16 protein-coding genes and 2 pseudogenes are annotated in these 22,533 nt (G+C 61.3%); 11 read left to right on the top strand and 7 right to left on the bottom strand.

All coding sequences use genetic code 11. The features are described from left to right. The first annotated feature begins 50 nt into the window (after nt 1–50). The 6 genes and pseudogenes from PSH65_RS27745 to PSH65_RS31960 all read left to right on the top strand — a co-directional run bounded on the left by PSH65_RS27745 (nt 51) and on the right by PSH65_RS31960 (nt 6,087). Nucleotides 51–2,258: a DUF1631 domain-containing protein gene (locus PSH65_RS27745; protein WP_305423604.1), complete on the top strand. Its 2,208-nt coding sequence runs from the start codon at nt 51–53 to the stop codon at nt 2,256–2,258. Nucleotides 2,259–2,322: 64 nt separating this feature from the next. Further along, nucleotides 2,323–2,898 (top strand): 1,6-anhydro-N-acetylmuramyl-L-alanine amidase AmpD, encoded by a 576-nt coding sequence (gene ampD, locus PSH65_RS27740; protein WP_305423603.1) that lies wholly within the window; start codon nt 2,323–2,325, stop codon nt 2,896–2,898. After that, nucleotides 2,895–3,731: a regulatory signaling modulator protein AmpE gene (ampE, locus tag PSH65_RS27735; RefSeq protein ID WP_305423602.1), complete on the top strand. Its 837-nt coding sequence runs from the start codon at nt 2,895–2,897 to the stop codon at nt 3,729–3,731. The genes ampD and ampE overlap by 4 nt, the downstream gene beginning before the upstream one ends. Before the next feature lie 326 nt (nt 3,732–4,057). After that, the gene (locus PSH65_RS27730) at nt 4,058–4,891 is read left to right on the top strand and encodes a hypothetical protein (RefSeq protein WP_305423600.1); all 834 of its coding nucleotides are present in this window, start codon (nt 4,058–4,060) and stop codon (nt 4,889–4,891) included. Between the two features lie 242 nt (nt 4,892–5,133). Continuing rightward, nucleotides 5,134–5,181: pseudogene (locus tag PSH65_RS31965) on the top strand (hypothetical protein); the annotation flags it as partial. A gap of 192 nt (nt 5,182–5,373) precedes the next feature. Then, nucleotides 5,374–6,087: a methyl-accepting chemotaxis protein gene (locus PSH65_RS31960; RefSeq protein ID WP_370694719.1), complete on the top strand. Its 714-nt coding sequence runs from the start codon at nt 5,374–5,376 to the stop codon at nt 6,085–6,087. A 157-nt stretch (nt 6,088–6,244) separates the two neighbouring features. Here the strand turns inward: PSH65_RS31960 and PSH65_RS27720 are convergent, their stop codons facing one another. Then, a complete protein-coding gene (locus tag PSH65_RS27720; protein WP_305423599.1) occupies nt 6,245–7,021 on the bottom strand; it encodes a TatD family hydrolase in 777 nt (258 codons plus the stop codon). A gap of 3 nt (nt 7,022–7,024) precedes the next feature. Next, nucleotides 7,025–8,020: a catabolite repressor/activator gene (gene cra, locus PSH65_RS27715; protein ID WP_305423597.1), complete on the bottom strand. Its 996-nt coding sequence runs from the start codon at nt 8,018–8,020 to the stop codon at nt 7,025–7,027. A gap of 301 nt (nt 8,021–8,321) precedes the next feature. Here cra and ptsP point away from each other — a divergent pair, with 301 nt between their 5' ends. From ptsP to PSH65_RS27695, 4 genes are all read left to right on the top strand, one after another. Next, entirely contained in the window at nt 8,322–11,189 is a 2,868-nt protein-coding gene (gene ptsP / locus PSH65_RS27710; RefSeq protein WP_305423595.1) for a phosphoenolpyruvate--protein phosphotransferase, read from the top strand. Then, nucleotides 11,189–12,130 (top strand): 1-phosphofructokinase, encoded by a 942-nt coding sequence (gene pfkB / locus PSH65_RS27705; protein ID WP_305423593.1) that lies wholly within the window; start codon nt 11,189–11,191, stop codon nt 12,128–12,130. Before ptsP ends, pfkB begins: the two co-directional genes overlap by 1 nt. Nucleotides 12,131–12,141: 11 nt before the next feature. Next, entirely contained in the window at nt 12,142–13,881 is a 1,740-nt protein-coding gene (locus PSH65_RS27700; protein WP_305423591.1) for a PTS fructose-like transporter subunit IIB, read from the top strand. Nucleotides 13,882–14,051: 170 nt separating this feature from the next. Beyond that, nucleotides 14,052–15,593 carry an alkaline phosphatase gene (locus PSH65_RS27695; protein WP_305423589.1) on the top strand — a complete coding sequence of 514 codons (1,542 nt, stop codon included), beginning with the start codon at nt 14,052–14,054 and terminating at the stop codon, nt 15,591–15,593. A 137-nt stretch (nt 15,594–15,730) separates the two neighbouring features. Here PSH65_RS27695 and PSH65_RS27690 read toward each other — a convergent pair whose 3' ends face one another. Continuing rightward, a complete protein-coding gene (locus PSH65_RS27690) occupies nt 15,731–18,256 on the bottom strand; it encodes a sulfite reductase flavoprotein subunit alpha (RefSeq protein WP_305423588.1) in 2,526 nt (841 codons plus the stop codon). A 167-nt stretch (nt 18,257–18,423) separates the two neighbouring features. After that, a pseudogene (locus PSH65_RS27685) lies at nt 18,424–18,567 on the bottom strand (hypothetical protein); the annotation flags it as partial. Between the two features lie 227 nt (nt 18,568–18,794). Between PSH65_RS27685 and PSH65_RS27680 the strand changes: the two are divergent. Next, nucleotides 18,795–19,091, top strand: a complete 297-nt coding sequence (locus PSH65_RS27680; protein ID WP_305423586.1) for a hypothetical protein — start codon at nt 18,795–18,797, stop codon at nt 19,089–19,091. On the opposite strand, the gene PSH65_RS27675 is transcribed toward PSH65_RS27680, so the two are convergent. The 3 genes from PSH65_RS27675 to PSH65_RS27665 all read right to left on the bottom strand — a co-directional run bounded on the left by PSH65_RS27675 (nt 19,088) and on the right by PSH65_RS27665 (nt 22,526). After that, nucleotides 19,088–20,251, bottom strand: a complete 1,164-nt coding sequence (locus tag PSH65_RS27675; protein WP_008067252.1) for a type III PLP-dependent enzyme — start codon at nt 20,249–20,251, stop codon at nt 19,088–19,090. The genes PSH65_RS27680 and PSH65_RS27675 overlap by 4 nt on opposite strands. A 467-nt stretch (nt 20,252–20,718) precedes the next feature. Next, the gene (locus tag PSH65_RS27670) at nt 20,719–21,876 is read right to left on the bottom strand and encodes a betaine/proline/choline family ABC transporter ATP-binding protein (protein WP_305423584.1); all 1,158 of its coding nucleotides are present in this window, start codon (nt 21,874–21,876) and stop codon (nt 20,719–20,721) included. Beyond that, nucleotides 21,873–22,526 (bottom strand): ABC transporter permease, encoded by a 654-nt coding sequence (locus PSH65_RS27665; protein ID WP_007900392.1) that lies wholly within the window; start codon nt 22,524–22,526, stop codon nt 21,873–21,875. Before PSH65_RS27665 ends, PSH65_RS27670 begins: the two co-directional genes overlap by 4 nt. Between the last annotated feature and the right edge of the window lie 7 nt (nt 22,527–22,533).

Raw genomic sequence — 22,533 nt, 5'->3', positions numbered from 1 at the left:
ACGTCATGGCTTTGACGTTAACCGAAGAATCACCGTTTCAGGAGGCTTGGATGCACAACGACGGGAATGTAGTGCCTTTGCACAAGGCCGCTACCGACCAGGCGACTCACTCGCCGCTCGCCCGCCTGCCCGTGATTCTGCTTCAGGTTCGCGACAAGGCCGCTCAACAGCTCAAGCAAGGTTTGCAGGAACTGTTCGATAACGCCGACGACACCCTGTTCGAAATGGCCGACCGGGCCCGAAATAATGTCGAGCAAAACATCTTCTTCGAGGCCATGCGCGATTTGCGCCTCAAGCGCAAAAGCATCGAACGCGGATTTCTCGATCAATACTTCGAGGCCTTCGTCAGCCTCGCGCGGTACGATATTTCTCACGCTGCCTTGCCCCGGGCATTGGCTTTCGATGCCTCGGCGTCGATGCCCGATGACGACATGGAGCGCAATGTGGCGGTGGAGGCCATGGTCGGCAAAGTGTTGAACCGTGACGGTTTCGCCCTCGACCAGCTCACCGCTCGACTCAGCACACTGCTGAGCAAGACGCTGGTCGAACAGCACAACCCCCTGGGGCCGACGCTGCTCTGCGAGTATTTCTTGCAGGCCGGGCGCAACCTGGGCATGGAGATCAAGGTCAAGCTGATCATCCTCAAGTTGTTCGAACGCTATGTGCTCAGCAATGCTGATCAGCTCTACGCCGAAGCCAATCAACTGCTGATCGCCACCGGCGTGCTGCCGGACCTCAAGCCCGCCCCGGCGCGGCGTGCCACCGATCGGGCGGCTGCGAGCGTTCGTGCTGACTCCGCCGAAACAGGCGTGCGGACTGCTAATACGCAGATCGACGAGGGCGTGCAGGAAGTCTTCGCCGCCCTGCAGGAACTGCTGTTCCATGTGCGTGGCAGCGTCGCGCCGACCCTGGAAGTCAGTGCCCAGACCCAGCCCATTTCAACCCGCGACCTGCTGCGCCTGCTCTCGCACTTGCAGCAATACGTACCGGCGCTGGCGGTTCAGGACGACTTCGATCTGCGTAACCAGCTCGAACAACTGCTGACCCGGGTCAGCGTCAAAAGCGGCAAGTCGCGCGTGGTGGGGGTGGCCGACGAAGACGTGATCAATCTGATCGCCATGCTCTTCGAATGCATCCTCGATGACCGTAACCTGCCGGACTCCCTCAAGGCGCTGATCGGCCGTTTGCAGATTCCGATGCTGAAAGTCGCGGTGCTCGACAAGAGCTTTTTCAGCCGCAGCAGCCATCCCGCTCGGCGTTTGCTCAACGAAATCGCCGCTGCGGCCATGGGCTGGGGCGAGTGCGATGACCATGAGCGCGACAGCCTGTACCTGCGCATCGAGCAAGTAGTGCAGCGCTTGTTGAACGACTTTGTCGATGATCCGGCGATCTTTTCCGAATTGCTGGCGGATTTTCTCACCTTCACCAGTGATGAGCGCCGTCGCAGCGAATTACTCGAGCAGCGCACCCGTGACGCCGAGGAGGGCCGCGCCAGGACCGAACTGGCGCGTCAGCGCGTTGAGCAGGCGCTGAACCAGGCGTTGGTGGGCAAGGTGTTGCCGCACAGCGTGGTGGCGTTTGTCCAGGAAGCCTGGAGCAAAGTGTTGTTGCTGACCTGCCTCAAGCGCGGTGATCAGTCCGCCGAATGGCATGCCGATGTGCAGACCATGGCGCAATTGATCTGGAGCGTGCAGCGCCATGACGAACCCGATGCGAGCCTGCGCTTGTTGTCGCTGGTGCCGGGGTTGCTCAAGTCGTTGCGCGATGGCTTGAACAGCTCGGCATTCGACCCGTTCGCCACCGGCGAGTTTTTCAGCGAGCTGGAAGTTTTGCACCTTCAGTTGTTCGAACGCCCGGGCCAGAAAAGCACGGCTGTTGACGCACCGATGATGGTCGAAGTGCAGCAGCAAATCGTGCTTCGCACCGCTGACGAAGGTCCGGTCGAAACGGCATCGGTGCGTTTACCGGAGGACGATGTCGCTCTGCTTCAGGTCGATCAGCTACGCCCGGGCTGCTGGGTCGAGTTTCAGGAAGACGAGGAAAACACCCTGCGTTGCAAGCTGGCGGCGATCATTGAAGCCACCGACAAATACATCTTCGTCAACCGTACCGGGATGAAAGTGCTGGAGCACAGCCGTACCGGTCTGGCCCTGGAGTTCCGGCGTGGCGCGGTGCGAAAGCTGGACGACACCTTGCTGTTCGACCGGGCGCTGGAGTCGGTGCTGGGCAACCTGCGGCGTCTCAATCACGGCAAGTGATCGCGCGCCGAGGGTCTATCGCGGCATACTGGGCACCAACACAGTCGTCGTTGAAGGAACCTGTATGCAGTTGGACCCCGCGAGCGGTTGGTGTCAGGGTGTGCGCATATGCCCTTCGCCCAACTTCAATGCGCGCCCCGAGGGCGAAATTTCCCTGCTGGTGATCCACAACATCAGTCTGCCGCCAGCGCAGTTTTTGACCGGCAAGGTGCAGGAGTTTTTCCAGAATCGTCTGGATGTCACGGAACATCCCTACTTTGCAGGTATCGCCGACCTGCGGGTGTCTGCGCACTTTCTGATTGAACGTGACGGCACCGTCACTCAGTTTGTCTCTTGTCTTGAGCGCGCCTGGCACGCTGGCGTCTCGTGTTTCGAAGGACGGGAAACCTGTAACGATTTTTCCGTGGGCATCGAGCTCGAAGGCACGGATGATCTGCCGTTCACCGACGCCCAATATCAAGCGTTGACGGACCTGACGCGACAGCTGCAAAGCGCCTTCACGGGCATCACCGCACAACGCATCTGCGGGCATAGCGACATTGCACCCGGGCGCAAGACTGATCCGGGACCGGCGTTTGACTGGGCACGCTATCGCGCGGCTCTGGCAAAAGCCACTCAGGAAGAAGAGGAGCAACAATGAGTTTTCTGGTGCTGCTGCTGGCGGTGTGGATCGAGAAGTTCTCGGCCTTGCGCCATAGGGTTCAACGTGATGGCGGTTGGGTACGCGAGCTGAACAAGCTTGAGGCCAGCCCACGCATGACAAACCGCCCGTGGCTGATACTGGTGGTGCTGGTGTTGTTGCCGGTGGCGCTGCTGGGTTTGCTGTTGGTGGTGCTGGACCCGGTGGCCTACGGCTTGCTGGCGTTGCCGGTGCACCTGCTGGTGGTGATTTACAGTCTGGGCCGTGGTGATCTGCTGGCCGACCTCGGGCCGTTTCGCGATGCCTGGCGCCGGGAAGACCTGCAAGCCGCCGCGCATGTGGCCAAACGTGACCTGAATATTTGCGCTGACAGCGGCGAGCAACTGCTGGAGCGAGTTGAAGGGCATCTGTTGTGGCAGGCCTATCAGAGCTTTTTCGCGGTGATCTTCTGGTATTTCCTGTTGGGCCCGGTTGCTGCGTTGAGCTATCGACTGCTGGCGCTGGCCGAGGAGAACGGGCAGAACCCGGCCGTGGTCGAGCGAGCGGCACAGCTGCGTCATGCGTTCGATTGGGTACCGGTGCGACTGCTGGCGGCGAGTTTTGCGCTGGTCGGCAACTTTGTCGCGGTCGGCCGGGTGATGTTGCACGAGCTGCTGAACTGGAACATCAGCGCCGCCCAACTGATCGAGAAAGTCGGGTTGGTGGCCGGTGAAATTCCGGCACCGGTGGTCGGGCCGGACGGCATCAACAGCCTCGACCGGATCTGGGAACTGCTGCTGCGCGCGGCGGTGCTTTGGTACGCCGGGTTTGCGTTGTGGACTGTTTTGTCCTGATTTCTGCTTTGAATCGAAAAGATCGCAGCCCTGTAGCAGCTGTCGAGCCCCAGCGAGGCTGCGTTCGGCTGCGCAGCAGTCGTGAATCCGGCTGACGCGGTCTGCCTGATGCACCGCGAATTCTGATTTGACGACTGCTGCGCAGCCGAACGCAGCCTCGCAGGCTCGACAGCTGCTACGGCCGAACGCAGGCTGCGTGTCTGTCGTTAACCTTAAGTTACAAAACCCCCCGCCGATTTAGGCTATACAGAGATAGCGCCAATAGTGGCTATCTGCTCTCTCCGCGCGCCTGCCATAAAAATAAGAAATCAAAGGGAGACTTCACAGTGAAGAGCTTGCTCTATCCCGCCGTCGCGCTGATGAACCGCCTGAGCTTCGGCATGAAGTTCAGCCTGATCAGCGTGCTATTCCTCGTGCCGATGCTGGTGACCAACTTCTATCTGGTGCGCGATTCCTATCGCGAATTCCAGGGCACCCGGGTGGAGCTGCAGAGCCTCGACCTGCTAGGCAGCGGCCTGAGCCTGCGGCGGGATCTGGAAACCCTGAACAACCTGGTGCAGATCAACGTCATCCTTGGCCAGTCCGGCAAGGCGGGTCATGTCGAGTCGAATATCAGCGCCCTGGAGCAAAGCGTTCTGACCCGTTTGCAAGGGCTGGCGGCGATGACCACTGACCCGGAGCAAATCACCTTTTTCGATGGCAAGCGCGATGAAATGATTGCCGCGTTCAAGGCCCAGCAAGCGGAAACCTCTCTGCAAAGCAAAAGTGCGCTGATCGGCAAGTTGCTCGGCAACGCGCAGATTTTCAGTCAGATCATTGCCAGTCAGGCCGGCCTGAGCCGCGACAGCCAGAGTGACATGCGTCAGCTGAGCGAGCTCATTACCAACGTCACGCCAGCCGTCACCCAGACGCTCGGTGAAGGCCGGGCGATGGGTTCTTACTCATTGGGGCAGGGCTTTCTCAATTCGGCGTCGAGCACCCGTTTCGATGAGTTGCTGGCGCAGATCGAAAAGCTTCAGGCCGAATACGGTCTGAAATTGCAGGATGCTCTGGGCTCCAGTAAAGCGGCGCACGAAACCCTGGCCGCTCAGGCCGAAAGCAGTAAGGCCTCTCTGAAAAAGGCCAGTGAACTGTTCGAAGAAACAGGTGGTGATGGCTGACACCCTCGATGCACCGTGGCAGGCCTTTTACGATCAGGTCACGGGCCTGATCGACCAGACCTACCAACTCAACGAGGCCACCCTGAAGTTTCTCGGTACCCAGTTGCAGCAGCGGCTGGAGCAGCATCGCACCCACATGATCCTGCAGGCGGTGGCGTTGGCGGTGGTGTTTGTTGATTTTTTACCTCTATGGCGGTTTCTACGCCTCGACCCGCACTACCCTCAAGCGTCTTGGCGCGGTGATGGACAAGGTGGCAGCCGGCGACATGACCGTGACCTTCAGCGCCAACAGCCGCGATGAACTGGGCGAGTTGGGCGAGGTGTTCACCAGCACCGTGAAGAAGATCCATGACCTGATCGAGCGCGTGGGCCAGACCGTCAGTGAGGTCGAGCGCCAGGCCGGCCAGGTCGAAAACGTGTCGGCCCAGAGCAATCAGGCAGTGGCGGGACAGCGTACGCAGATCGAACAGGTCGCCACCGCGATGAACCAGATGTCAGCCACGTCTCTGGAAGTGGCGCGCAGCGCCGCGGCGGCCGTCAGCAGCGCTCACAGCGTCAATGACGAGACCATCAGCGGTCGCGGTCTGGTCGAGTCCCAGCAGGGCAGCATCGCTGCACTGGCCAGTGAGATCGATCAGTCGGTGCGGGTGATCAATCAACTGGCCAGCGACAGCCAATCCATCAGCCGTGTTCTGGAAGTGATCAAAAGCATTGCCGAACAGACCAACTTGCTGGCCCTCAACGCCGCCATCGAAGCCGCGCGCGCGGGCGAGCAGGGCCGGGGGTTTGCGGTGGTGGCGGACGAGGTCCGGACCTTGGCCAAACGCACTCAGCAATCGACCGAAGAAATCGAGCAGATGATTGCCAAGCTGCACAGCGGTGTCGGTGCGGCGGTCAAGGCGATGGGCACCAGCCATCAGATGGCCAACGGCACGGTCGGGCAGTCGGAAAAGGTCCAGCAGGCGCTGGAAAACATCCTCGGCGCCGTCGGCATGATCGTCGATCAGAACCAGCAGATTGCCGCTGCGGTTGAGCAACAGACTGCCGTGGCTCACGACATCGATCAGAATATCGTCGAGATCAACCGCGCTGGCGAGCGCACCGCCGACGGCGCGCACCAGACTGAAAATGCCAGCCGAGCGTTGTCGGCGCAGGTGGTGGAGCTTAAGCAATTGATCAGCGCGTTCCGGGTTTGATGTGGCGAGGGGGCTTGCCCCCGTTCGGCTGCGAAGCAGTCGTAAACCAGACAACTTGGTCTGCCTGAACGGGTGCCGGGGCCGCTTCGCGACCCAACGGGGGCAAGCCCCCTCGCCACAAAAGCCCGCTCCCACAGGGGATGTGTGTGGCAACTGACTACCAGTTAAACAACTCACACGCATTGGCCGTGCTGGCGGCAGCCAGTTGTTCAGGGCTGATCGCCATGATGGCGGCCAGTGCCTCGCAGATCGCCGGCAAATGGGCCGGGCTGTTGCGTTGACCGGGGAACATGGCGGGGGCCATGTCCGGTGAATCGGTTTCCAGTACCACCGATTCAACGGGCAGACCCGCGAGCACGCGGTGCATGCGCAAGGCCTGCGGCCAGGTCGCGGCGCCGCCGAGGCCGAGTTTGAAACCGAGCTTGATGTATTCGCGGGCCTCTTCCTGGCTACCGGCGAAGGCGTGAATGATTCCCGCGCGCTTCAAGCGAAACCGTTTGAGCGTGGCAATCACCGCCGCATGGCTGCGTCGTACATGAATCAGCGCCGGCAGATTGAAGTCCGCCGCCAGTTGCAGTTGGGCGTCGAACAGTGCTTGTTGGCGTTCACGATCCAGGGTCTCGATGAAGTAATCCAGACCGATCTCGCCCACCGCGCATAGCTGTCGATGGCCCGCCAGACGCGTCAGCCAGTCACCGAGTTCGGTCAAATCCTCTGGGCGATGGTCATCCAGATACACCGGGTGCAAACCGAACGCCGCGTGCAGATCGGGATCGCTTTGCACCAGATCCCAGACCCGCTGCCAATTGCCCTGATAAACCCCCAGCACCACCATCCGCCGCACGCCGAGGGCGCGGCTCTCGGCCAGCAGCGCCTGACGATCCACGTCGAAATCCGGGAAATCCAGATGAGTGTGGGTGTCGATCAGTTCCACGGCTCAGTCCTGATGAATTCGCTGCTTGAAGGTACGCGCGATGGCCTGCACGCCGGGTTGGTAATCGGCCTGTTCAATGGCCGCCAGCGCCAGTTGCAACGCCTTGTCGGCGATCAGCTGATGCTGCTGGGACATGGCGTTGACCGGCAGCGGCAGGAAGTCCAGCAGCTGCGTATCACCGAAGGTGCCCAGGCGCAGCGGGCGGTTTTTCAGCGGGAAGTCGTGCAAGGCATCGAACACGCCCTGAAGCAACACGTAGGAGGTGGTCACCAGCGCATCCGGCAAATGGCCCAGGCGCTGCAGCAACTCTTCCATCAATTGTTTGCCGCACTCACGGCTGAACGACTCGCCGTGCTCGATCAGCGCCTCACCTTTGAAGCCGTTCAGCGCTTCCTTGAAACCTGCGGCCCGCTCCTGGCTGATACTCAATTCGGGACGGGCCCCGATCAGCGCGATCTGCTTGGGCAACGGGTCCAGCAGGCTGCGGGTCAGGTGCAGACTGGCTTCGCGGTCGTCGCTGATCACCGAGCAGAAGTGCTCAGGCTCCATCACCCGGTCGATGGCGATGATCGGAATGCCTTTGGCTTGCAACACGCGATAGCTGTCGTCGCCGGCCGGCAGGCAACTGGCGACGATCAATGCATCGCAGCGGCGGGCGCGGAACAGTTGCAGCAATTGCCGCTCGCTGTCTGGCGCATCGTCGGAGCTGGCGATCAGTAGCTGATAACCGCGAGCCCGGGCGCCTTGCTCCAACAGTTTGGCGATTCGCGCGTAACTGGGGTTTTCCAGGTCCGGCAGAATGAAACCCAGTGTGCGGGTGTGCCGACTGCGTAGCCCGGCGGCCTGCGGGTTGGGCGTGAAGCCATGTTGTTCGACCACCGCGCGCACGCGCTCGACGGTGGCGCTGCTGATGCGTTGCTGTTCGGCCTTGCCGTTGATGACATAACTGGCGGTGGTCACGGAGACGCCGGCCAACTGTGCAATATCACTGAGTTTCAACCCGGTATTCCTTGTTTTTTCGAGCGTGTCGCAACATTTTCGCCAATCCTACCCGATTCAGGCAGGCGACCATTGTCGCAGCCTGTCCGACAATTGGACTTCAAGGATGAGACATTATCGAGTAACGTGCCTAACATTCTAGATTAAACGTTTCAGCAGGCGTATTTTCTACGTTATAGGTCGCTTTGGTCGGTTCTGCCGCGAAACCGCCAAAACTGCCCCTGAAAAGGCGCTCCCAAGGGCCTAAGCTGAATCAATCAAAACAATACCTGGCGTCACACGGCGCCAAAAAGGAGAAAGCATGCTCGAGCTCACCATAGAGCAGATATCCATGGGCCAGTCGGCTGTGGATAAAGCCACCGCCTTGCAATTACTCGCTGACCGACTCGTGACCGATGGCCTGGTGGCCGACGGTTATCTTGCGGGCTTGCAGGCCCGGGAAGCCCAGGGCTCGACCTTTCTCGGCCAAGGTATTGCCATCCCCCACGGCACCCCGGAAACCCGCGATCTGGTGTTTTCCACCGGCGTGCGGCTGATGCAGTTCCCTGACGGCGTGGACTGGGGCGATGGCCAGATCGTTTATCTGGCGATCGGTATCGCCGCCAAATCCGATGAACACCTGCGCCTGCTGCAACTGCTGACCCGCGCCCTCGGTGAAACCGATCTGGGCCAGGCCCTGCGCCGCGCCAGTTCCGCCGAAGCCTTGTTGAAACTGCTGCAAGGCGCGCCGCAAGAATTGGCGCTGGACGCACAGATGATCGGCCTCGGTGTTTCCGCCGATGATTTCGAAGAGCTGGTCTGGCGCGGTGCCCGTTTGCTGCGTCAGGCCGATTGCGTGAGCAACGGTTTTGCCGGCGTCTTGCAGCAGGTCGAAGCGCTGCCGCTGGGCGATGGCCTGTGGTGGCTGCACAGCGAACAAACGGTGAAGCGTCCGGGCCTGGCGTTCGTTACCCCGGACAAACCCATCCGCTACCTCGGTCAGCCGTTGAGCGGGCTGTTCTGCCTGGCCAGCCTCGGTGAAGCCCATCAGGCGTTGCTCGAACGCCTTTGCGCGTTGCTGATCGAAGGCCGTGGTCATGAATTGGGTCGCGCCACCAGCAGCCGCGCGGTGCTGGAAGTCCTTGGCGGTGAAGTGCCGGCGGACTGGCCGAGCGCACGCATCGCCCTGGCCAACGCCCACGGTTTGCATGCCCGCCCGGCGAAGATCCTTGCGCAACTGGCGAAAAGTTTTGAAGGCGAAATCCGTGTGCGCATCGTCGATGGCCACGACAGCGCGGTGTCGGTGAAGAGTTTGAGCAAACTGCTCAGTCTTGGCGCCCGCCGCGGTCAGGTGCTGGAGCTCATCGCCGAACCGACCATCGCCGCCGACGCCTTGCCCGCCTTGCTGGCGGCCATTGAAGAAGGCCTCGGTGAAGAAGTCGAGCCGTTGCCCGTGGTGAGCCAGCAGCGTGAAGTGCTCGTGGAGGTAGAGGTCGCCGAAGTGCTGCTCGCGCCAAAGTCCGGCAGCCTGATTCAGGCGATTGCTGCGGCACCAGGGATCGCCATCGGCCCGGCGCATATTCAAGTACTGCAAGTCATCGATTACCCGCTGCGCGGTGAGTCCGCCGCCATCGAGCGCGAACGTCTCAAGCAAGCGCTGGTCGATGTGCGTCGCGACATCGAAGGCCTGATCGAGCGCAGCAAGGCCAAAGCAATTCGCGAGATTTTCATCACCCATCAGGAAATGCTCGACGACCCGGAACTGACCGACGAAGTCGACACCCGTCTCAAGCAAGGCGAAAGCGCCGAAGCAGCATGGATGGCGGTGATCGAAGCGGCTGCCAAACAACAGGAAGCGCTGCAGGACGCCTTGCTCGCCGAACGTGCCGCCGACTTGCGGGACATTGGCCGTCGAGTGCTGGCGCATTTGTGTGGCGTCGAAACACCGGAGGAGCCTGCGCAACCGTACATTCTGGTGATGGACGAAGTCGGCCCGTCCGACGTGGCACGTCTCGATCCGACCCGCGTCGCCGGCATTCTTACTGCTCGCGGTGGCGCCACGGCCCACAGCGCCATCGTCGCGCGTGCCCTCGGTATTCCCGCGCTGGTGGGCGCCGGCGCCGCCGTGTTGCTGCTGAAACCAGGCACGCCGCTGTTGATCGATGGTCAGCGCGGGCGCCTGCATGTGGATGCCGATGCCGCAACCTTGCAGCGCGCCACCGAAGAGCGCGACACCCGCGAACTGCGCTTGAAAGCCGCCGCTGAACAACGCCATCAACCGGCGCTGACCACCGATGGCCACGCGGTGGAAGTGTTCGCCAATATCGGTGAAAGCGCCGGCGTCACCAGTGCGGTGGAGCAGGGCGCCGAAGGCATTGGCCTGCTGCGCACCGAACTGATTTTCATGGCCCACTCGCAAGCGCCGGACGAGGCGACTCAAGAAGTCGAATATCGTCGTGTGCTTGATGGCCTGGCCGGTCGACCGCTGGTGGTGCGCACCCTTGACGTTGGTGGTGACAAACCGCTGCCGTACTGGCCGATCGCCAAAGAAGAAAACCCGTTCCTCGGCGTGCGTGGCATTCGCCTGACCCTGCAACGTCCGCAGGTCATGGAAGCGCAATTGCGCGCCTTGCTGCGTGCGGCGGACAACCGTCCATTGCGAATCATGTTCCCGATGGTCGGCAGCGTCGAAGAGTGGCGTCAGGCTCGGGATATGACTGAACGTCTGCGTCTGGAAATCCCGGTCGCGGACCTGCAACTGGGGATCATGATCGAAGTGCCGTCGGCTGCCTTGTTGGCGCCGGTACTGGCCAAAGAAGTGGACTTCTTCAGCGTCGGCACCAATGACCTGACCCAGTACACCCTGGCCATCGACCGTGGTCATCCCACTTTGTCGGCCCAGGCTGACGGCTTGCACCCGGCGGTGCTGCAACTGATCGACATCACCGTGCGTGCGGCTCATGCTCATGGCAAGTGGGTCGGCGTGTGCGGTGAACTGGCAGCCGATCCGCTGGCAGTGCCGGTGCTGGTGGGCCTGGGTGTGGATGAGTTGAGTGTGTCGGGCCGCAGCATTGCCGAGGTCAAGGCGCGCATTCGTGAACTCAGCCTGACCCAGACTCAAACCCTTGCCCAACAGGCCCTGGCCGTGGGCAGCGCGAACGAAGTCCGCGCATTAGTGGAGGCCCTGTAATGGCCAAGATCTTAACCCTGACCCTTAATCCGGCGCTGGACCTCACCGTTCAATTGCCGGTTCTTACACCCGGTCAGGTCAATCGCAGCGACGAAATGCACACCCATGCCGCCGGTAAAGGGGTGAACGTAGCGCAGGTGCTGGCGGACCTCGGGCATCAACTGACCGTCAGCGGTTTTCTCGGGGCCGACAACCTTCAGGCATTCGAAACCCTGTTCGCCAAACGCGGTTTTGTCGACGCGTTTATCCGTGTTCCGGGCGAGACCCGCAGCAACCTCAAACTGGCCGAACACGACGGGCGCATCACCGACATCAACGGCCCGGGGCCGGTGATCGGCGCGGCGGCGCAACAGGCGCTGCTGGATCGCCTGGCGCAGATCGCGCCGGGGCATGACGCGGTAGTGGTCGCCGGCAGTTTGCCGCGCGGGGTCAGTGCGCAGTGGTTACGGGAGTTGATCGAGCGCTTGAATCAAATCGGATTGAAAGTCGCCCTCGACACCAGTGGCGAGGCGCTACGAACGGCGCTCAAGGCCGGCCCGTGGCTGATTAAACCGAATACCGAAGAACTGGCCGACGCACTCGATTGCGAAGTGGTTTCGCACACGGCCCAGTCCGAGGCGGCGAGCCGTTTGCATGCCCATGGCATCGAGCATGTGGTGATTTCCGACGGAGCCGACGGGGTGAGTTGGTTCAGTGTCGGCTCGGCCATGCACGCCACGCCGCCCAAGGTCAGCGTGGTCAGTACCGTTGGTGCTGGGGATTCGTTGCTGGCGGGCATGCTGCACGGTTTGCTCAGTGCCGATACGCCTGAACAAACCTTGCGCACCGCCACCGCGATTGCCGCCATGGCCGTGACGCAGATCGGTTTTGGCATCGGTGACGCCGCGCAACTGGCGCAGCTCGAACAGGGCGTGCGCCTGCGCCCCCTGACAGAACAATAAGAGGGTTTGCAATGAAGTTAGCCATTGTTACGGCCTGCCCGAACGGCATGGTCACCAGTGTGCTCTGCGCTCGTCTGCTCGATGCAGCGGCCCAGCGTCAGGGTTGGAGCACCAGTGTCGAAGTCGTTGATGCAGCCCATCCGGAACGTCAATTGTCGGCGGCGACCATCGAGGCCGCCGAGTGGGTGTTGCTGGTCACCAGCGCGCCGGTGGACATGTCGCGGTTCGTCGGCAAACGGGTGTTCCAGAGCACCCCGGCCCAGGCCCTGCAAGATGTCGAAGCGGTGCTGCGCCGTGGGGTGGAGGAGGCTGAGGTTTACGTCGCACCCGAAGCCGCCGCCGAGCCTGCCGCCATCGTTAAAAATGCACCGCGCCTGGTGGCCGTCACTGCGTGCCCGACCGGCGTCGCTCACACCTTCATGGCTGCCGAAGCCTTGCAGCAAGCGGCCAAGCGTCTGGGCTACGACCTGCAAGTGGAAACCCAGGGCTCGGTCGGCGCGCGCAATCCGCTTAGCGCAGAGGCGATTGCCGATGCCGATGTGGTGCTGTTGGCGGCCGACATAGAAGTCGCCACCGAGCGTTTCGCTGGCAAGAAAATCTACCGCTGCGGCACCGGCATTGCGCTGAAACAGGCCGAAGCGACGCTGAACAAAGCCCTGGCCGAAGGCAAGCAGGAAAGTGCTGCGACCGGTGCCAAAGGCCCGGCCAAGCAAGAGAAGTCCGGCATCTACAAACACTTGCTGACCGGTGTGTCCTACATGTTGCCGATGGTGGTAGCGGGCGGTCTGATGATCGCCTTGTCCTTCGTGTTCGGCATCACCGCGTTCAAGGAAGAAGGTACGCTGGCGGCCGCGCTGATGCAGATCGGCGGCGAGACGGCGTTCAAGCTGATGGTGCCGCTGCTGGCGGGGTACATCGCTTACTCCATCGCCGACCGCCCGGGCCTGGCGCCGGGGATGATCGGTGGTTTGCTGGCGAGCACCCTGGGCGCCGGTTTCATTGGCGGGATCATTGCCGGTTTCATCGCCGGTTACGCGGCCCAGGCGATCAATCGCTATGCGCGCCTGCCGCAAAGCCTTGAGGCGCTGAAACCGATCCTGATCATCCCGTTGCTGGCGAGCCTGTTCACCGGTCTGGTGATGATCTACGTGGTCGGCAAACCGGTGGCCGAAATGCTCGCCGGGCTCACGCACTTCCTCGACAGCATGGGCACCACCAACGCCATCCTGCTCGGTGTGCTGCTGGGCGGGATGATGTGCGTCGACCTCGGCGGGCCGATCAACAAGGCGGCTTACGCGTTTTCAGTGGGGCTGCTGGCATCGCAGAGTTATGCACCGATGGCCGCGACCATGGCCGCCGGCATGGTGCCGCCGATTGGCCTGGGCATCGCCACGTTCATCGCCCGGCGCAAGTTCGCCCAGACGGAGCGCGAGGCCGGTAAAGCGGCGCTGGTGCTGGGGCTGTGCTTTATCTCCGAAGGGGCGATTCCGTTCGCGGCCAAAGACCCGCTGCGGGTGATTCCGGCGAGCATCGCCGGCGGCGCGTTGACCGGCGCGTTGTCGATGTACTTCGGCTGCAAACTCATGGCGCCGCACGGTGGGTTGTTCGTGATGCTGATTCCGAATGCGATCAACCATGCGCTGTTGTACCTGCTGGCGATCGTCGCCGGTAGTTTGCTGACGGCGGTGGTGTATTCGGTGCTCAAGCGGCCGGAAACAGTGGAACTGGCGCTGGAACCGGCCAACGCCTGACACACCACAAAACCTGTGGGAGCGGGCTTGTCCGCGATGACGGCTTAACATTCAACCCATTCGGTGACTGTTGCACCGCTATCGCGGGCAAGCCCGCTCCCACAGGGATCGGGCTTTCACATGGGTGTCATTTGCACGTGCTTAAGTTTTCCTTTTTCAGGGAGAACACCATGAGCGAATTCGACCTCAGCCGTCGTCGTGTCATGCAGGTCGTTGGCGCCGGGCTGTTGATGCCCGGCCTGGCCCCGGCGGTGATTGCTTCGGTCAAGGATCGGCCGCAACTCACCGATGGCGTGCAGTCTGGCGACCTGTTGGGCGACCGGGCGATGATCTGGAGCCGTAGCGACCGCGCGGCGCGGATGGTGGTGGAATGGGACACGCGCAGTCTGTTCAGTAACCCTCGTCGATTTGTTTCGCCATTGGCCGATGCCCGCACCGACTTCACCGCCCGCGTCGAGCTCACTGGCCTGCCCGCCGATCAGGCGATTTTCTACCGTGTGACGTTCGAAGACGCCCAAAGCGGTGTCGCCAGCGAACCCTGGTTCGGTCATCTGCGCAGTGTGCCAACCGCCCGGCGGGATATTCGGTTTGTCTGGAGCGGCGACACGGTCGGCCAGGGTTTCGGCATCAACCCGGACATTGGCGGCATGCGTATCTACGAAGCCATGCGTCTGCGCCTGCCGGATTTTTTTATCCACAGCGGCGATACGATCTACGCCGACGGCCCGGTGCCGGCGCAACTGACCACCGAAAGCGGCCGGGTGTGGCGCAACATCACCAGCGAAGCCAAGAGCAAAGTCGCCGAAACCCTCGACGACTATCGCGGCAATTACCGCTACAACCTGATGGACGAAAACATTCGCCGCTTCAACGCCGAGGTCCCACAAATCTGGCAGTGGGACGACCACGAAGTGGTGAACAACTGGTCGCCGGGCAAGCAACTGGATGAGCGCTACAAGAGCAAAGATATCCACAGCCTGGTGGGCCGCGCGCGCCAGGCCTGGCTGGAATACGCGCCGATGCGCTTGCAGAGTGCCGATGACGGCGGGCGGATTTATCGCAAGCTGAGTTATGGGCCGATGCTTGATGTGTTCGTGCTCGACATGCGCAGTTATCGCGAAGCCAATGACGACAACCTGGGGGCCGCCAAACCGTTTCTCGGTCGCGAACAATTGGACTGGCTCAAGCGTGAATTGAAAGGCTCCCAGGCCCAATGGAAAGTCATCGCCGCCGACATGCCCATCGGCCTCGGCGTCCCCGACGGTGAAGTCAGCCCCGGTGTGGCGCGGTGGGAGGCGGTGGCCAACGGTGACCCCGGCCCGGCTCAAGGCCGTGAAGTGGAAATCTCTGAATTGCTCGGTTTTCTGCGGGCGCAGCAGGTGCGCAATTTCGTATTCCTCACGGCGGATGTGCATTACTGCGCGGCGCACCATTACCACCCGGACCGCGCGGCGTTTCAGGACTTCGAACCGTTCTGGGAGTTTGTCGCGGGGCCGCTGAATGCGGGGAGCTTCGGGCCGAATGCGCTGGATAAAACCTTTGGTCCCGAAGTGGTGTTCGAGAAAGCACCGCCGGCGCAGAACACCTCGCCGTTTGCCGGGTTTCAGTTTTTTGGCGAGGTGAACATTGATGGGCAGACGGGGGAGATGGGCATCGTGCTACGGGATCTGGATGGGGTGGGGGTGTTTGAGCGCAGGTTGCAGCCAGTTTGAGGGCTGCATGATCGTTCCCACGCTCTGCGTGGGAATGCAGCCCGGGACGCTCCGCGTCCCTTTCAAGCCGAACGCGGAGCGTCCGTTGAGGCATTCCCACGCGGAGCGTGGGAACGATCAATCAATGTACCGCGCTATTAGTAGACGTCGCGGCGGTAGCGGCCTTGTTCGATCAGGCGCTCGACTTCATCCGCGCCCAGCACTTCATTGAGCACTTGATCCACGCCTGAAGCCATCCCCTGCAAACTGCCGCAGATGTAAATCACGGCGCCATCGGCCAGCCACTTTTTCAACTCGCCGGCAGATTCGCGCAGGCGATCCTGCACATAGATCTTCTCGGCCTGATCTCGGGAGAACGCCAGGTCCAGTCGCTCCAGATCCCCGTTGATGGACCACTCTTCCAGCTCTGCGCGGCACAGGTAGTCGTGCTCGCGATTGCGCTCGCCGAATAGCAGCCAGTGACGCTGCTGCCCATCCGCAATCCGTGCCTTGAGCAAACTGCGCAACCCGGCGAGCCCGGTGCCGTTGCCCAGCAGGATCATCGGCACCGGTTCGTTCGGTAGATGGAAACCACTGTTGCGTCGTACCCGCAGGCTGATGCTGCTACCCACGGGCGCGTGTTCGGTCAACCAGCCGGAACCGACGCCCAGGCTGCCGTCGGCATGCAATTCCTGACGCACGATCAACTCCAGCACGCCGTCGGCGGCGATCGAGGCGATGGAATATTCGCGCATGGCCAACGGCACCAGGGCGTCCGCCAGCGCTTGCGCGTGCAGGCCGACCAGATGGGCGCGGTTCTCGGGCAGTTGGCGGCTGGCGAGGGCTTGTTCCAGCGTTTGCGACAGGCCATCGAACTCAACCGTGGCCCGACCATCAATCCCCAGGCCGTCGAGGAAATGCTCGATGGCCCACGGGCAGTTTCGCGGCAGCACTTCCACCAGATCACCGGCCAGCCAGCTGCTGGTGGAGGGGGCGCTGAGACCGAGCAAATACACGGGCGAACCGCTGCTGTCCGGGTTCATCAATTCGCGACGGGTCAGGGTCCAGTTGTCGTAGCGTGGCGCTTGCCAGGTATCCACCGGCGCCTGGCCCGTCAGCAGGCCGAGTTGCTGTTGCCAGTGACGCAAGGCGTAAGGGTCGCCGCTGTCGACTTCCACCGGGGCGAACAAGGTCTTGCCGCCGTGCTCGCCCAGCCAGGTGTGCAAGCGGCGAGCGAAGCCGCAGAAGTGTTGATACTGGCGGTCACCGAGGCCGAGTACGGCATAGTTAAGACTGTCGAAACTCAGCGTCCGACCCAACACTTTGCGTTCGAATCCTCGGGCGCTGTCCGGTGCTTCACCGTCGCCGAAGGTGCTGACCACAAACAGCGCGTTGCTGGAATCCTGCAGGTCCTGTTCGCTGACATTGGCCAACGGTTGAACCTTCACCGGCAACCCGGCGGCCTGCAATTGTCCGGCAGTCTGCCAGGCGAGTTGCTCGGCAAACCCGCTCTGGCTGGCGAAGCCGATCAGCCATGCCGGCGCATCGCTGCCCGGTTGCGCGAGGCCTTTGCGGGCGTCCTTGATCTGACGTTTCTTGCGTCGACGGTCCAGGTACAGCAACCAGCCAGTGATGAAAAACAGCGGCATGGCCAGCGCGGCGATCGTCACCATAATCCGCCCGATCATCCCGAAATAACTGCCGACATGCAGCGCGTAGACACTGGTCAACAGCTGCGCCTTGAGGCTCTTGTCGCTGTAACGGTCATGACGGCTGACGATGCCGGTCGCCGGATCGAGGGTGAGCTGGTTCCGTGCCTGGTCGTGGGGGGAGTTCTTCAGCAGGTAGAACACCGTTGCCGGTTGCCCGGCCACCGGTGGCATACGCACGTTGTAGGACGAAAGCCCAGGGCCGGCGGCGCTGTAGATGCTGCTCCATATCGCGGCGTAATCGGCGGTGGGGGCCGGGCCGCTTGGCGCAGGACCGCGACTGCGCACTCGTTCGTTTTGCGGCGAATCGGAAAGCAGCCGCGTCAGGCCCTTGTTGTACCACTCGTACGACCAGGTCAGCCCGGTCAGCGCCGCCAAAAGATAGAACACCAGGCACCAGGTACCGGCCACCGAATGCAGATCCCAATTGAAGCTGCGGCCCTTTTTATTCCAGTCCAGGGTCAGCCAGGCGCGCCAGTTTTTCCACTGCCGCGGCCAGCGCAGGTACAGGCCGGACAGGCAGAAGAACAGCAGGATCAGCGTACAGGCGCCGGTGATCTGCCGGCCGGTATCGTCCATGGCCAAGACCCGGTGCAGTTGCAGCATCAGGCCAAAGAAATCCTGGCCCGTGACGTCGCCCATGAACTCGGCGGTGTATGGGTCGAAGTAACGCATCGGCCCGCGACGTTCACCGGGTGGTGCCGTGAAGATCACCCGCGCGGCGTTGCCGCTGTCGGTCTCGACCCAAAGCATCGAGACTGTCTTGCCCGAAGCACCTTCGATTTTCTCTACCAGCTCGGCAGGCGGCAGTACGCCGGCGATCTGCTTCTCGACGTGCAGCACAGAGGGGTTCAGCGCTCGCAGGATTTCATCCTGGAACGATACCGCCGCCCCGGTGATGCCCATCAGGGCCAGGACCAGCCCGGCGCTGATGCCGAAAAACCAGTGCAACTGGAACAGGGATTTCTTCAACACGTCGCTCGCCTTGTTCGTTCAAAAGTCATCATCACGGCGCGCATTATGCCGTGAGTTGTCGAGAAGCATTCTTTTTTACACACAAAAGCCCCGTTCACGTCGATGAACGGGGCTTTGGCCTAATGTCAGTCAGTCCGCCGCGCAACCACAGGGATTCTCGTTTAACTGGTCAGCTTGCCGGCGTAGCTCAGTTCCAGGCCATTGACCTGCTGTTCGCCGTCCAGTACTTGCGTGGTGCCGCCGTCCGGATCGTTGATCCGCGCGTTGGTTTTCTCGGTGCGGAACAGCGCGGCGGTCAGCGACAGATCGTCACGCCTCTCCGACAACATTGCGTCATGCGTGAGCTTTTCTCTCGGCTGGAAACCTGCAAGTCAGGTGTCGCGAGATTCAAGGAAACAGTGCGCAGCGTCGGTGAAACGATCCACAGTATTTTTGTTCGACTCATCGAGTCGATCGGACTTCCCTTGTGTCAATGCCACGATCCTATCCCCAAGATCGAAGCGTACCCCAACCCTACTCTCAGCAGGAGCGACTGGAAATGGCGCGGGAACATCTTGCTCGGCTATCCGGGTTATATCGGCGCACCACAGGGGTGGTGAACAATCTCAGCGACTTTTGCTACCGGCTGACGTATATCCTGGGTGAAGCCCAGCGATATCTTCAAATCAACCATTCCGGACAAACCTTGGGACGTGCCAGTAGCTCATTGAGACTGGTGGATTTTTCGCTGGCTGAAGTCAAAGCCATGTCAGACCAGATTCTGCGGACGTTGAATGCGGTCAAAAAAAAAGCCCATGACATGTCATGGGCTTTTTTCGGGCCAGCAGCGGATTAAACGTAGAACGACTTCAACGGCGGGAAGCCATTGAATTCAACAGCGCTGTAGCTGGTGGTGTAAGCACCGGTCGACAACCAGTACAAGCGGTCACCGATCGCCAGGTTCAGCGGCAGACCGTACTTGTAGTTCTCGTACATGATGTCGGCGCTGTCGCAGGTCGGGCCGGCGATGACCACTTCTTCCATCTCGCCTTTTTTCTCGGTCCAGATCGGGAACTTGATGGCTTCGTCCATGGTTTCGATCAGGCCGGAGAACTTGCCCACATCCGTGTACACCCATCGCTCGACGGCGGTACGGGATTTACGCGCCACCAACACCACTTCGCTGACCAGAATGCCGGCGTTGGCGATCAGCGAGCGGCCCGGCTCCAGGATGATTTCCGGCAGCTCGTCGCCGAAGTCTTCCTTGAGGAAGCGGATGATTTCTTCAGCGTAGGTTTCCAGGCTGTTGGTGCGGGTGATGTAGTTGGCCGGGAAGCCACCGCCCATGTTGATCAGCTTCAGGTGGATACCGTCTTCTTCTTTCAGACGCTCGAAGATCACTTTGACCTTGGCGATCGCCGCGTCCCAGACGCTGATGTCACGCTGCTGCGAGCCGACGTGGAAGGAGATGCCGTAAGGCACCAGACCCAGGTCGCGAGCGAGGATCAGCAGGTCCATGGCCATGTCGGTCTGGCAGCCGAATTTACGCGACAGTGGCCAGTCGGCGGTGGTCGAACCTTCGGTCAGGATGCGCACGTAGACTTTCGAGCCCGGAGCTGCCTTGGCGATGTTGCGCAGGTCGGCTTCGGAGTCGGTGGCATACAGACGCACGCCCTTGTCGTAGAAGTAGCGAATGTCCTTGGATTTCTTGATGGTGTTGCCGTAGCTGATGCGATCCGGGCCGACGCCCTGGTTCATCACTTTGTCGAGCTCGTAGATCGAGGCGATGTCGAAGTTCGAGCCTTTCTCTTTGAGCAGGTCGATGATTTCAACAGCCGGGTTGGCCTTGACTGCGTAGTAGACCTTGGCGAATTCGAAACCGGCGCGCAGGTCGTCGTAGGCCTGGCTGATCATCGCGGTGTCGATCACCACGAACGGGGTTTCTTGTTTGTCGGCGAAGGCCTTCATTTTCTGGAAGGTATCGCGCGCGAAATAGTCTTCGACGTTGATCGACATGCTGGGAACTCCTACTGGCAAACTGAAATTATCAATGGGTGCAAATGAACGCCCTCCGTATCCCCACTTTGGTTCGCCTACTTCCCAAGGCATGTCGCCGAAAGCAAAAAGGCCATGGGAGGCGGTGCTTTCCCTTGGCCTTGCTGTCTCGTCGTCAGTACTTGAGCCGGATGGATCGTTTCCAGCATGGACGTTCGGCGCGAACTTTAGGGCGTGAGGAGCTTGAGATCAACAAAAAATGTCGCGTTTTTGCACGCTTCCGTCGTGCGGTGCCGGACAGGTACTGATGTAACCGACCTGCATGACAGTGTGATGTTCCCGTAGAAGGGATATTTGAGGTGTTTCAGGGGGATTTGTGGTGCCCCCAATCGCGGGCAAGCCCGCTCCCACAGTGGTTTCTGTCGTACACAAAATCTCGTGTACACCAAGAACCCTGTGGGAGCGAGGCTTGCCCGCGATGGCGTCCGTCAGGCCAACGCAGTTTCCGCTGGCGAAACAATACTGGTCTTGCCCCCACGGGACTTACCGGAGCTCAAATATTCGGCTATCGATTCCTGGGTCACCTCACCCAGGAACACCCGCTCGGCATCCATCACCGGCAGCCACGAGCGGTTGAACTCGTACATGCGCGACAGCAGGATGCGCAAATGCTCGTCGTACGCCGCGGTGGCGTTGAACTCGCGCAAGTATTGCGTGCAGGTGCCGGTCTGGCGGTGCAGGTCGCGACGGCGCACGTAGCCCAAGGCCTTGTTCTCGGCACAAGTAACCACCACGTAGCGACGGTCCAGTTCGTCCATCAACTCCAGCGCTTCGGCCACCGGGGTTTCCGGGCTCACCGAGGGCGCGTTGTCCGCCGCGTCTTCGGCTTTCACCAGCAGCAGACGCTTGAGGGTGCTGTCCTGGCCGACGAAGTTGCTGACAAAGTCGTCCGCCGGGTGCGCGAGCAGGGTGTCCGGGTGGTCGATCTGCAGCAGTTTGCCAGCGCGGAAAATCGCGATCTTGTCGCCGAGCTTGATCGCCTCGTCAATGTCGTGGCTGACCATGATCACGGTCTTGTTCAGCGCCCGTTGCATCTCGAAGAATTCGTTCTGAATCATCTCACGGTTGATCGGGTCGACCGCGCCGAACGGTTCGTCCATCAACAGCAATGGCGCATCCGCCGCCAGCGCGCGAATCACGCCGATCCGCTGCTGCTGGCCCCCGGACAGTTCACGCGGATAGCGAGTCAGATACTGCTTGGGTTCGAGCTTGATCATGCTCATCAACTCGCGGGCGCGGTCGTGGCATTTCTGTTTGTCCCAGCCGAGCAGGCGCGGAACGATGGTGATGTTTTCCTCGATGGTCATGTTCGGGAACAGGCCGATCTGCTGGATCACATAACCGATGTTGCGACGCAGGGTCACGGCGTCGAGGTCGGTGGTGTCTTCGCCGTTGATCAGGATCTTGCCGGAGGTCGGTTTGATCAGGCGGTTGATCATTTTCAGCGTGGTGCTTTTGCCGCAGCCCGATGGCCCCAGGAACACGCAGATCTCGCCTTCATTGACGGTCAGGCTTACCGAGTCCACGGCTTTCACATCTTTGCCGTTGCTTTGGAAGGTCTTGCTGAGGTTTTGAAGTTCGATCATTTGAGCAGTCCTTTTGGAGTCAGCGTGCGTTGCAGCCATTGCAGGAGCAGATCGGCGAAGATGGCCAGGAGACTGACCAGCACGGCGCCGACGATCAGCATCGACATGTCGCTGCGGCTGATGGAAGCGAGAATGAGTACACCGAGACCACCGGCGCCGATGGTCGCGGCGATGGTCATCACGCCGATGTTCATCACCACGGCGGTGCGCACGCCGGCGAGGATCACCGGCACGGCAATCGGCAGTTCGACCATGCGCAGGCGCTGGCCGAAGGTCATGCCGATGCCGCGCGCCGCTTCGCGAATACCCGGTTCGACGCCGGTCAGCGCCAAATAGGTGTTACGCATGATCGGCAGCAACGAGTACAGAAACACGGCGGTGATCGCCGGCATCGGGCCGAGGCCCTGGCCGAATTTGGAGTAGAACGGCAGCAGCAGGCCGAACAGCGCAATCGATGGCACGGTCAGCAACACCGTAGCGCTGGCTTGCAACGGGCCGGCCAGTGTCGGGAAACGGGTCATCAGGATGCCCAGCGGCACGCCGACCAGAATCGCCAGGGTCACGGCGATGCCGACCAGGGTGATGTGCTGCCAGGTCAGGTGCAAAACCTGCGGCCAATCGAGATGGGAAAAGGCGTTCAAAAATTCCATGGCTTTT

Source organism: Pseudomonas sp. FP603, from assembly GCF_030687415.1.
In the GTDB taxonomy this organism is placed as follows: Bacteria; Pseudomonadota; Gammaproteobacteria; order Pseudomonadales; family Pseudomonadaceae; genus Aquipseudomonas; species Aquipseudomonas wuhanensis.
Note: the sequence above shows the minus strand (reverse complement) of the source record. Positions and strands in the feature narration are given on the sequence as shown.